General features: G+C 70.6%; 12 protein-coding genes. 6 read left to right on the forward strand and 6 right to left on the reverse strand.

Annotated elements, in window-relative coordinates; translation table 11 throughout:
* Positions 1-89: 89 nt before the first annotated feature.
* The 3 genes from ACTB72_RS17160 to ACTB72_RS17170 form a co-directional block, all read right to left on the reverse strand.
* Entirely contained in the window at positions 90-1,274 is a 1,185-nt protein-coding gene (locus ACTB72_RS17160; protein ID WP_463038233.1) for a zinc-binding dehydrogenase, read from the reverse strand.
* A gap of 294 nt (positions 1,275-1,568) precedes the next feature.
* Positions 1,569-2,834, reverse strand: a complete 1,266-nt coding sequence (locus tag ACTB72_RS17165; protein WP_463038234.1) for an acyl-CoA dehydrogenase family protein — start codon at positions 2,832-2,834, stop codon at positions 1,569-1,571.
* Positions 2,835-2,904: 70 nt separating this feature from the next.
* Positions 2,905-3,684, reverse strand: a complete 780-nt coding sequence (locus ACTB72_RS17170) for a TetR family transcriptional regulator (protein ID WP_463038235.1) — start codon at positions 3,682-3,684, stop codon at positions 2,905-2,907.
* A 77-nt stretch (positions 3,685-3,761) separates the two neighbouring features.
* Here ACTB72_RS17170 and ACTB72_RS17175 point away from each other — a divergent pair, with 77 nt between their 5' ends.
* From ACTB72_RS17175 to ACTB72_RS17190, 4 genes are read left to right on the forward strand one after another with little or no spacing between them, the layout of a single operon-like run.
* Entirely contained in the window at positions 3,762-4,589 is an 828-nt protein-coding gene (locus ACTB72_RS17175; RefSeq protein WP_463038236.1) for an SDR family oxidoreductase, read from the forward strand.
* On the forward strand, positions 4,586-5,116 hold the full coding sequence (locus ACTB72_RS17180) for a MaoC family dehydratase (RefSeq protein WP_463038237.1): 531 nt from the start codon (positions 4,586-4,588) through the stop codon (positions 5,114-5,116). The genes ACTB72_RS17175 and ACTB72_RS17180 overlap by 4 nt, the downstream gene beginning before the upstream one ends.
* Positions 5,113-6,162 carry a phosphotransferase gene (locus tag ACTB72_RS17185; RefSeq protein WP_463038238.1) on the forward strand — a complete coding sequence of 350 codons (1,050 nt, stop codon included), beginning with the start codon at positions 5,113-5,115 and terminating at the stop codon, positions 6,160-6,162. Before ACTB72_RS17180 ends, ACTB72_RS17185 begins: the two co-directional genes overlap by 4 nt.
* On the forward strand, positions 6,159-6,941 hold the full coding sequence (locus ACTB72_RS17190; RefSeq protein ID WP_463038239.1) for an SDR family NAD(P)-dependent oxidoreductase: 783 nt from the start codon (positions 6,159-6,161) through the stop codon (positions 6,939-6,941). The genes ACTB72_RS17185 and ACTB72_RS17190 overlap by 4 nt, the downstream gene beginning before the upstream one ends.
* Positions 6,942-7,016: 75 nt before the next feature.
* On the opposite strand, the gene ACTB72_RS17195 is transcribed toward ACTB72_RS17190, so the two are convergent.
* The 3 genes from ACTB72_RS17195 to ACTB72_RS17205 all read right to left on the reverse strand — a co-directional run bounded on the left by ACTB72_RS17195 (position 7,017) and on the right by ACTB72_RS17205 (position 8,796).
* Positions 7,017-7,331 (reverse strand): DUF1272 domain-containing protein, encoded by a 315-nt coding sequence (locus tag ACTB72_RS17195; protein ID WP_463038240.1) that lies wholly within the window; start codon positions 7,329-7,331, stop codon positions 7,017-7,019.
* Between the two features lie 151 nt (positions 7,332-7,482).
* The gene (locus ACTB72_RS17200; RefSeq protein ID WP_463038241.1) at positions 7,483-7,749 is read right to left on the reverse strand and encodes a hypothetical protein; all 267 of its coding nucleotides are present in this window, start codon (positions 7,747-7,749) and stop codon (positions 7,483-7,485) included.
* A gap of 117 nt (positions 7,750-7,866) precedes the next feature.
* A complete protein-coding gene (locus tag ACTB72_RS17205; RefSeq protein ID WP_463038242.1) occupies positions 7,867-8,796 on the reverse strand; it encodes an SMP-30/gluconolactonase/LRE family protein in 930 nt (309 codons plus the stop codon).
* 88 nt (positions 8,797-8,884) lie between these two features.
* Here ACTB72_RS17205 and ACTB72_RS17210 point away from each other — a divergent pair, with 88 nt between their 5' ends.
* The gene (locus ACTB72_RS17210) at positions 8,885-10,126 is read left to right on the forward strand and encodes an NAD(P)/FAD-dependent oxidoreductase (protein WP_463038243.1); all 1,242 of its coding nucleotides are present in this window, start codon (positions 8,885-8,887) and stop codon (positions 10,124-10,126) included.
* A 156-nt stretch (positions 10,127-10,282) separates the two neighbouring features.
* Positions 10,283-11,413, forward strand: coding sequence for a 5-methyltetrahydropteroyltriglutamate--homocysteine S-methyltransferase (locus ACTB72_RS17215; RefSeq protein WP_463038244.1), 1,131 nt, complete (start codon positions 10,283-10,285; stop codon positions 11,411-11,413).

Below are 11,413 nucleotides of genomic sequence, written 5' to 3' on the forward strand. Positions count from 1 at the left end.
CGGACTGCGGCGAGGCGCGGCGCCCCGGGCACAGGGCCGCGCGGAGGCTCGGGCGCGGCCATGCGCCGGGCCGGGAGACGCCGCGCGGATCACGGGCGCAGCAGGACCCTGCCGCGGGTTTCGGCGACCGTGATCGGCAGGCGGTCCATCGCCTGCTCCAGGCTCAGCACCGTCTCGACCTCCCCCCGCCAACGGCGATCGGCGAAGCGGGCCTGCACCTCCGCCGCCACCCGGCCGCGGGTCTGGGCGGGGGATTCGCGCAGCCAGCGCGCCAGCCAGAACCCCTCGATCCGCTTGCCCATGTAGATCATGTCGCCCATGCGCATCAGCCGCGGCGTCTCCGGCGAGATCTTGCCGTAGCAGATCCAGCGCGCCCCCCGCGGCATCGCCGAAAACGCATCCGCCACCGGCTGATCCCCCACCGCGTCGAGCAGCAGCCGCGGCTGCAGGCGGTCCGAGATCTCGGCGAAGCGCGCCGGCCAGTCGGGGGCGGAGACGTCGATCACCTCCATGCCGCCCGCACGCTCCAGCCGCGCGACCTGGTCGGGGCGGCGCGCCATGGCGATCAGCCGCACGCCCGATTCCCGCGCGAGGTCGAGCATCAGCCGCCCAGTATAGCCGGATCCGGCGGCGATCACCGCGGCGCCGGCGCCCGACGCGCGCACCATCTCGAACAAGGCCATGGCGGTCAGGGGGTTGAGCTGCAGGACGGCCGCATCCTCATCCGCGATGTCGTCGCGCACCGGCAGGCACATGGCGGCGTCGGCGACGGCGTATTGCGCCCAGGCGCCGCCGTCGGGCGCGCAGGCGAAGGACACGCGGGCGCCGATCAGCGCCCGCGCCTGGGGCCCGACCCCGTCGACGACCTGGCCCATCCCTTCGAATCCCAGCGGCCGATCGGGGAACCGGGGCCGACGGTAAACGCCGAGCATGTTGAGGAAATCCGAGCGGTTGACCCCCGCCAGCCCCACCTGGATCAGCGCCTGACCATGCTGGGGCGTCGGCGTCGGCAAGCGGGCGAGGCGCGCATGCGGGGCCATGGTCTGCGGCATCGGGAAGGCGGGCTCGACGACCGGACCGGCATCGCGGCAGACGATGGCGGACATGCGCGCGGGAATCGGCGCCGCCCCGCCGTCGCCGTCGCCGAACTCCAGGGGCAGGCCGAAGAAGCCCCCTTCGGAGCTTGCGGCAGCGTCCGGACCGCGCCCCCTCGTCGGGTCTGCGTCGGTCGGGCCGTCGCCGAGACGGTCGGGCGGGTTGGCGGCATCGGGCATCGCGCGTCGCATCCTCGACCCCGCCGCGCGGCCGCAGCCAGGCGGCGCCCCCGCGCGCGCCCAGGGCGGAGGCGGTCGGGAGGGCCCCGCAGGACGCGGACGCGAAAACGGCGCGGTTCCGGGGAACCGCGCCGCATGCAGGATCCTGCGGGCCGTCCCCCTGCTTCAACCGGGCGCGAGGCCCGGCCGAGGGAGGCGTCCCGCGGCCGGACCCGCCCCTCGGCGGAACGGGTCTAGCCGGGAATGGTTAACCAGACCTTGCGACGGCCCGAGGTCCCGGGCCGTCGCTCCGGCTCAGACGCTTTCCTGGGTGTACTGGCGCAGCTCGCGCCGCGCGACCTGGCGGCGGTGCACCGCGTCCGGGCCGTCGGCCAGCCGCAGGGTGCGGACATGGGTGTACATCTCGGCCAGCGGGAAATCCTGGGAGATGCCGCCGGCGCCGTGCATCTGGATCGCCTCGTCGATGATCTCGGCCGCCATGATCGGCGCGGCCACCTTGATCATCGAGATCCACGGCGCCGCCTGACGCGGGTCGCCCTGGTCCATCATCCAAGCCGCCTTCAGGCAGAGCAGGCGGGCCTGCTCGATCTTGATGCGGCTGTTGGCGATGATGTCGTAGTTGGCGCCCAGCTGGTAAAGCGGCTTGCCGAAGGCGGTCCGGTCCATCGACCGCTTGATCATCAGCTCCAGCGCCCGTTCGGCCATGCCGATGGCGCGCATGCAGTGATGGATGCGGCCCGGCCCGAGGCGGCCCTGGGAGATCTCGAAGCCCGCGCCCTCGGCGACCAGCAGGTTCTCCTTCGGGACGCGGACGTTCTCGAACTTCAGGTGGAAATGGCCGTGGGGCGCGTCGGGGTTGCCGAAGACCTGCATGGCGCGCAGCTTGGTGATGCCGGGCGTCGCGGGGTCGACCAGGATCTGGGAGTGCTGGCGGTGGCGCGGCCGGTCATCGGACGGCGTGCGGACCATGGTGATGTAGAGGTTGCAGCGCGGGTCGCCGGCGCCCGAGGACCACCACTTCTCGCCGTTCAGCACATACTCGTCGCCGTCGAGCACGCAGCTCATCGAGACGTTGGTCGCGTCCGAGGACGCCACCTGCGGCTCGGTCATCAGGAAGGCCGAGCGGATCTCGCCCGCGAGCAGCGGCTTCAGCCAGCGGTCCTTGTGGGCCTGGGCGCCGTAACGCTCCAGCACCTCCATGTTGCCGGTGTCGGGGGCGGCGCAGTTGAAGGTCTCGGCCCCCAGCGGCGACTTGCCCATCTCTTCGGCGAGATAGGCGTATTCGACCGTCGACAGGCCGTAGCCCGCCTTGGAGTCGGTCAGCCAGAAGTTCCACAGGTTCCGCTTGCGGGCCTCGTCCTTCAGACCGTTGATGATGGCGAGCATCTCGTCGGTATAGGTCCAGGGCGTCGGGGCCTGGGCATGGGCCTCCTCGAACTTCGCCGCGGCGGGGAAGACGTGCTCTTCCATCATCTTCTTGACGGCCGCGTGGATCGGGATCACGCGCTCGGACATGCCGAGCGCCATGCTCTGCAGTTCCGGCTTGATGTTCATGTTCATCGGGGTCTCCTCCGGGGTTGGTCGGCGCCCGTGTGGCCGGGCTTTTCGGGGCGATGGCAGGCGGGGCCGCCTAGGGGCGAAGCCTCAGCCCGCCCATCGCGAAGGCGGTGATCTGGTCGACGATGGCGGCGCGGTCTTCGTCGGTCTCTCCGTCGCGGGGACGATACCAGAAGACGGGGCCGTTGAGCGCCGGCAGCAGGGTGCGCACGGTCACTTTCACGTCGCAGGGGCGGAAGCGGTCGCCGGCGACGCCTTCGGCCAGCACCCGCACGAACAGGCGCTCATGCGCGTCGCGCAGGCTGACCAGATCGGCGACGGCGGCGCGCTGGTCCTGGCTTGCGGCGATGCGCAGATGCAGCTCCACCCCCTGCAGGGCGGTGCGGTGGAAGGCGCGGTCGCGCAGGATCAGGCCGGCATGGGTGCGGACCATCCGCTCCATCCGCTGATCGGGATCGCCGCCGGCGGCTTCGGCCTTCGCGACCTCGGCATGGATCATTTCCAGCGAGCGACGGGTGACGTCGTTGAAAAGCTCCAGCTTGGAGCGGTAATAATGGTAAACGCGGCCCTTGGTGGCGTTCATCACCCGGGCCACGTCGTCGATGGAGGTGGCTGCGAAGCCCCGTTCCATGAAGGCCTGGGCGGCGGCGGTCAGCACCTCTTCCTGGGCGGCGCCGCGCTCCCCCGGACGCGGGGCGACGGGCGGGAGCGACGGGGCGGAGAGCGGCGCTTCGTCGGCGGCGTCGCCGGCGGCGAGCCCCCTGGCGAAGGCGGTCTCCACGCCCTCCCCGCGGCCATCTTCGGCCTCGTATTCGCCCGGACTTTCGGGTCCGGTATGCGGGGTTGCGCTCATCTGTCGGACACTACATACTGTCGGGTATGTCGTCAACGCCGGACATCAGATCGGCGAGACAATCGGGGAGGATCGAGTTGAGCTATCTCGACGACCTGTTCGGCGTCGCGGGGAAGACCGCGCTCGTCACGGGAGGCGCGACCGGCATCGGGCGCATGATCGCGGAGGCGCTGGCCATGGGCGGCGCCCGCGTCCTCATCGCCTCGCGCAAGGGCGCGGAATGCGAACGCGCCGCGGCTGAAATCAACGCCATGAACCCCGCGGGCTCCGCCGAGGGTTTCGCGGGCGACGTGGGCTCGGAAGCCGGCTGCGACGACCTCGCCCAGGCCGTCGGGCAGCGCACCGACAAGCTGCATATCCTGTTCAACAACGCCGGCGTCGCCTGGGGCGCCGAGCTCGACACCTTCCCCTACGCCGCCTGGCAGAAGGTGATGAACGTCAACGTCGCGGGCCTGTTCGAGATGACCCGCCGGCTGTTCCCGCTGCTCGACGCCGCGGCGACCGACGCGGATCCCGCCCGGGTGGTCAACCTCGGCTCGGTCATGGGGCACTGGCCGATGGGCGACGGGTCCTATTCCTACTCCGCCTCCAAGGCCGCGGTGCATCACCTGACCCGGATCCTGGCCAAGGAATGCGCCCATCGCCGGATCACCTTCAACGCCTTCGCGCCCGGTCCGTTCGAGTCGAAGATGACCGCCTTCGCGACCGGCACCGACGAGAAGGCCAGCGCCGTCGGCTCCGACGTGCCTTTGGGCCGCATCGGCATTCCGACCGACATCGCGGGCGCCTCGCTCTTCCTGTGCTCCAAGGCCGGGGCTTACGTCACCGGCTGCATCCTGCCGCTGGACGGCGGCACGGGCGTGGTCACCGGCGGCGACCTCTGGGACAAGGCGAAAGACCTATGATCACCGAGAATGGCGTCGAGGACTACGATCCCCGCGAGCGCGACGTGCCCGAATGGACCGTCGACGAATTCAAGAGCCATGTCGGGCAGGAGATCGGCGTCTCCCCCTGGCACGACGTCACCCAGGAGGCGGTGGACGCCTTCGCGGTGGCCACGGACGACCGCAACTACATCCATGTGAACCCCAAGCGCGCGCGGGAGGAAGGCGGGCTCGCCGGGACCATCGCGCACGGGTTCTACACGCTGAGCCTGCTGGCCGGCTTCTCCTACAAGACCACGCCCAAGTTGAAGGGCGCGGTGATGGGCTACAACTACGGCGTCGACAAGGCCCGCTTCGTGGCCCCCGTCCCCGTCGGATCCCGCGTGCGCGGCCGCTACATGCTGTCGGACGTGCAGGTGAAGGACGGCGCCGTGGTCACCGCCTATGATGTGAAGGTGGAGATCGAGGGGCAGGAGCTGGCCGACGGTCACAAGCCCGCGCTGGTCGCGACCACGCGCGGCTACACCGTGATGGGAGACGAGAAATGAGCGAGGCCCACGCCGCCGCCCAGGTCGACGAGGCGAAGCTCGCCCCCTATCTGGAAGAGCATGTCGAAGGCTTCAAGGGCCTGAAGGGCCTGCACAAGTTCTCGGATGGCCAGTCGAATCCCACGTTTCGGGTGGACGCGGAGAGCGGATCCTACGTGATGCGCGCGAAGCCGCCGGGGGAGCTGCTGAAGTCGGCCCATCAGGTCGACCGCGAATACCGGGTGATGGCCGCGCTCGCCAAGACCGACGTGCCGGTGCCCCGGATGTTCCACCTGGCCCCGGATGATGAGCGCAGCCCGCTCGGCCGGCAGTTCTACATCATGGAGTTCCTCGACGGCCGCGTGCTGTGGGAGGCGCCCCTGCCCCAGTTCGCGCCCGCCGAGCGCGCGAAAATCTATGACGAGATGAACAAGGCGCTCGCCGCCCTGCACGACGTCGACTACAAGGCCGTCGGGCTTGAGGATTTCGGCCGCCCCGGCACCTATTTCGCCCGCCAGTACAAGCGCTGGTCGAGCCAGTACAAGGCGTCGGAGACCGAAACCATCCCCGAGATGGACGCCCTGATGGAGTGGCTGGCCGAGAACGAGCCGGCCGACGACGGCATCGCCACCCTGGTGCATGGCGACTATCGGCTCGACAACGTGATGTTCCACAAGACCGAGCCGAAGCTGATCGCGGTTCTGGACTGGGAGCTGTGCACGGTCGGCCATCCCTACGCCGATCTCGGCTACCAGTGCGCCAACTGGCGGATGCCGGACGGCGAGGGGTTCCGCGGTTTGGGCGGTCATCCCCGCGATGCGTCGGACGGGCTGCCGGACGAGGCGGCCTATGTGGCGAAATACTGCGAGCGGCGCGGGATCCCCCAGATCGACAATTGGGAATACTACATCGCCTTCTCGCATTTCCGTCTCGCGGCGATCATGCAGGGCGTCTACAAGCGCGGGCTCGACGGGAACGCGTCCAACCCCGACAAGGCGCTCCGCTCCGGCCGCTCGGTCCGGCCGCTGGCCGCGCATGCGCTGAAGGCGACGGAGAAGGCGGGGTGAGCCGGTTCGAAGGCAAGACCGTCCTGATCACCGGCGCCACCGGCGGTTTCGGGTCGATCGCGGCGAAGATGTTCGCGGCGGAGGGCGCCTCGCTGGTGCTCTCCGACCATCCCTCGCGCGATGTGGCGGGGTTCGCGGCCTCGCTGGGGAGCCCTGCGAAGGGCATTCCCGGCGATGTGGGGGATCCGGCGCTGCACGAGACGCTGGTGGCCTGCGCGCTGAAAGAGTTCGGCGGGCTGGATGTGGCGGTGAACAATGCCGGGATCGTGCATGCGCGGGCCCGGCTGGAGGACATCTCGCCTGAGGATGCGCTTCGGGTCATCAACATCGACCTGATGGGCGTCTGGCATGCGATGCGCGCCCAGATCCCGGCGATGGACACCCGCAAGGGCGGTCGCGGCGGGGCCATCGTCAACATCGCCTCCCTCGCCGGCATCGCCGGGGCGCCGCAGCTCGGCGTCTATGCGGCGGCCAAGCACGGGGTGGTGGGCCTGACGAAGACCGCGGCGGCCGAGAACGCCCGGCGCGGCATCCGCTGCAACGCCATCTGCCCCGCCTATGCCCGCACCCCGATGGTCGAGTTCGACATCGACAACGTGGTGGCGGAACGCGGGCTCGAGCGTGAGGCCGCCGCCGCCTGGATCGCCCGCGGCGTGCCGATGCGCCGGCTGGGAGAGCCCGAGGAGATCGCCCAGGCCATCGTCTGGGCCGCCGCGCCCGACAACGGCTTCATGACCGGCCAGACCATCGCCATCGACGGCGGCGTGACCTCGGTCTGATTCTTTTGCTTTGCATCACGCATGCGAAGGCCCCGGCAAGACGCCGGGGCCTTCGTCGTTTCAGCGGCCTTCGTTTCAGCGGTCTTCGGGCGCGATGTCGGCGAGGCGCGCCACATGGGCCGCGACGTCCTCGGGCGTGAATTTCATCGCCCGGCGCTGGTCCGAGGGCGGATGGTTCGCCAGCCCCAGCTTCAGCTCCGGCCGCCAGGCGCGGGCCGGGCGCAGGGGACGGGGCGCGAAGCCGCCGCCGCAGGTCGGGCAGACATTGCGCAGCGGGCCGTCCACGCAATCGGCGCAATAGGTGCACTCATAGGAGCAGATCCGCGCCGCCGCGTCATGGGGCGGCAGATCGCGGTCGCAGCGCTGGCAGTTGGGACGAAGTTCGAGCATGGGGCGCCTCCGGTCGAGATCGACGCCCCGATGATCGCATGCCGGCGCGGCGGCGGAAACGACGAAGCGCCCACGGTTTCCGCCAGTTCCCGATCGCGAGGACGGGCCCGGGCGGCCTCCCCGCGGCGGTCCGGTCGTCGCGGCCGACGGCTCACGCCTTGCGCAGAATGTCCTCGATCGACAACGCCTCTTCCGGCTCCCCCGGCTCCCCCGGCTTGCGAAAGCTGACCACCCGGCCGAGTTGTCGCCGCTCCTTGCCGAAATGGCCCTTTCCCGCCCGCGGCTTGCCGCTGCCTGACGTGCGTCCCGCGGCGCCGGCGCCCTCGGCCGGGGGCGCATCGTGGAGCCGCAACGGCACCCCCAGAAGGCGCGCCGTCGCCAGCACCATATCCAGCCGAATCCTTTGCCAACGTGTCATGCGCCATCCCTCCGGTCCGCCCCCGAAGATGCGCTCCGGCGCGTTAACGCCGGATTGAAAACGGTGGCGCCGCCGCGTCTTAACCCTGATGCGGCCAGCCGCGTCGGCCCCGGTCCCCTACCCCCTGCGCCCGACCATGAACGGCTCCTCATGCGCGCGGACCAACGTCTCGATCGCGTAGACCGAGGTCCGGGCGGTCAGGTAGAGCATCCGCCCATCCTCCCCCCCCCAGGCGAGATTGGCCGCGGGCTCCGGGCAGTCGATCTCGCCCAGCTTGCGCCCGTCGGCGGCGTAGACCCAGACCCCGCCAGGGCCGGTCAGCCAGACATTTCCGACCTCGTCGCATTTCATGCCGTCGGGCGCGCCCGGCCGGCCCTCCGGCTCGACGATGCGGGCCGCGAAAAGCTCTCCCGGCCCCAGCCCGTCCGCGTTGACGGCGAAGCGGCGGATGGTCCCCGCCACGGTGTCGTCGACATAGAGCCACGCCTCGTCGGGCGAAAAGCACAGCCCGTTGGGCTGCAGGAACATGTCGCGCGGCACGACCAGCTCCGGTTCCTCGCCGGGCTGGTGGCCGGGGCGCAGGCGGTAGACGCCGCGGAAATCCAGTTCCGTCTCCCGTCCGTCGCCGAAGGGCGGCGTGCGCCCATAGGTCGGATCGGTGAACCAGATCGCCCCATCCCGCCCGCAGACCACGTCGTTGGGGGAATTCAGCTCCTTCCCCTCGAAATGGCTCGCCAGCACCTCGCGCGCGCCATCCGTCCGGAACCGGGCGACGACCGAGCTGAGATGCTCGCAGGCGATCAGGTTCAGGTCGGCGTCGAGCGTCAGCCCGTTGGCCTGCCGGGTCGGGGCGAGCATGCGCCGCACCTCCGAGCCGTCGCGCCAGCGATAGCGCGCGTCGCCCTTGATGTCGGAGAAGATCAGCACGCGGTCCAGCGGGTGCCAGACCGGCCCCTCGGTGAACACGAAGCCGGAGCAGACCGGCCGCGCCGCCGCCCCCACGCGCACAAGACCCCAGAATTCCGGATCGGTGGCCCGAACCCCCATGATATCGCCTCCCCTTGCGATGCGCCCCCGCGCCGGACGATCATGCCCGCAGCCCGGCATCCCCGGCAACCCGCCCTCGGGAGGTTTCATGTCCGCATCCCCATCCGCGCCCGACGCCGCCCCCCGCGATTCTTCGGGGGGGCCTGATCCTGCCGGCGTCGACGTCGCCATCGTCGGCGGCGGCGCGGTGGGCGCGGCGGTGGCCTGGGGCCTGTGCGTGCTGGCGGGCTTCGAGGGCCGGGTGGCGGTGATCGAGCGCGACGCGAGCTACGCCCACGCCTCCGTGGCGCTGAACGCGGGCGGGATCCGGGCCCAGTTCTCGACCCCGGTGAACATCGCGCTGTCGGCCTATGGGGTGGAGGTGCTGCGCGCCTTCCCCGACCTTTTCGCCGACGGGCCCTCGCGCCCCGATCCGGGGTTCCATGAGCAGGGCTACCTGTTCCTCGCCGCCACGGCGCGGCAAGAGGCCGCGATGCGCGCAACCCACGCGGCCCAGCTTCGGGCCGGGGCCGACGTGGCGCTGCTGTCGGGGCCGGAGGTCGCCGCGCGCTTTCCCCATCTGCGGGCCGACGATGTGCGGCTGGCGAGCCTCGGCCTGTCGGGAGAGGGCTGGTTCGACAACATGGGCCTGCATGGCGCGATGCTGCGCGCCGCCCGCGCCGCCGGCGCCCGGGTGATCCGCGACGAGGCGGTGGGCTTCGACATGGCGGGGGGCCGGGTGACGGGGGTGCGCCTTGCGTCGGGCGGACGGCTCGCCTGCGGGGTCGCGGTCAACGCCGCGGGCCCGCGGGCGGGGGGCGTGGCGGCCTGGGCCGGGCTCGACCTGCCGGTGGAGCCGCGCAAGCGCACGCTCTTCGTTTTCGACTGCGCCGCGCCGCCCGTGGGCGCGCTTCCGCTGATGATCGACCCGTCGGGCGTGTTCTGCCGCCCCGAGGGGACCGGCTTCCTCGCCGGCGCCGCCCCAGCGGAGGACCCGCGCGTGCCCCCCGACGATTTCGAGCCGCGCCACCAGGAGTTCGAGGACATCGTCTGGCCGGCGCTCGCCGCGCGGTCGGAGGCGTTCGAGACGATCCGCCTGCGCCGGTTCTGGGCTGGGCACTATGAGTGGAACCGCTTCGATCGCAACGGCGTGGTCGGCGCGCATCCCGACGTGGCGAACCTGATCCACGCCGCCGGCTTCTCCGGCCACGGGCTGCAGCATGCGCCGGGCGTCGGGCGCGGCGTGGCGGAGCTGATCGCCTTCGGGGCCTATCGCAGCCTCGACCTTTCCCCGCTGGGCTGGGAGCGGCTCATCGAAAACCGGCCGCTGGTGGAGGAGGAGGTCATCTGACCACGCCGATAGCCCACCTTCCCACCCGGGCGCGGTCACGGGGCTGGAACGGAGCCGGCGCTTGCGCCTACAGTCGCCCCCGATGACGGACGCAGGGCCCGGATCAACAGGCCCCCCATACGACCCGAGCCCGACACGCCCCGAGGAGGATGCGCCATGCCGCAGGACCAGATCGCCCCCCCGCCCTACCGCGCCGACCATGTCGGAAGCCTGCTGCGCAACGCTGCGGTGAAGGCCGCGCGCAAGGGGTTTTACGAGGACAAGACCCTCCCCGTCGAAGCGCTGCGCGAGGCCGAGGACGCGGCCATCCGCGACTCGATCCGGATGCAGGAGGAGGCGGGCCTGATGGCGGTGACCGACGGCGAATGCCGCCGGTCGTTCTGGCATTACGACTTCATCGGCGCGCTCGACGGCTTCGACCTGGAGGAGCGGGACGAGGGCGTGGCTTTCGCGGGCGTGAAGCTCCGCCCGATTTTTCCTTGCATCAAGGGCAAGCTCGATTTCCCCGAAGATCACCCGATGCTGGAGCATTTCAAGTTCGTCGCGGCGAACACGAAGGTGACGCCGAAGATCTCGATCCCTGGGCCCTCCTGCTGCCATTTTCGCACCGCGGTCGCCGACATCCACCCGCCCGAATACAAGGACCCGCAGGCGCTGTTCGAGGCGCTGGCCGGCGTCTACAAGAAGGCCGTCGCGTCGTTCTACGCGGCCGGCTGCCGCTATCTGCAGATGGACGACATCTTCTTCGCCTATCTCTGCGATCCCAAGCATCGCGCGGCGCGCGAAGCCGACGGGCAGGACCCGGACTGGCTGATCGACCGCTACGCCTGGATGATGCATGAGGCGATCAAGGACCGCCCCGCCGACATGCTGATCGGGATGCACATGTGCCGGGGCAATTTCCGCTCCACCCATGCGGCGGAGGGGGCCTACGACCCCGCGGCGGACGCGGTGTTCAACAAGACCGGCGTCGACATCTTCTTCATGGAATACGACACCGAGCGGGCCGGCGGGCTCGAGCCGCTGCGGCTGCTCGCCAAGGGCAAGCAGCGGGTTCTGCCGGGGTTCATCACCACGAAGACCGGCGGACTGGAGAACCTCGACGATCTCAAGCGCCAGTTCGAGGCGGCGTCGAAATTCGCCGACATCGACCAGCTGGGCATCGCCCCGCAATGCGGCTTCGCCTCGACCGAGGAAGGCAACGACATCACCGTCGACGACCAGCGCCGCAAGCTGGAGCTGGTGGTGAAGACCGCCGAGGCGATCTGGGGCGGCGTCAACGCTTGA

Source organism: Albimonas sp. (assembly GCF_055129145.1).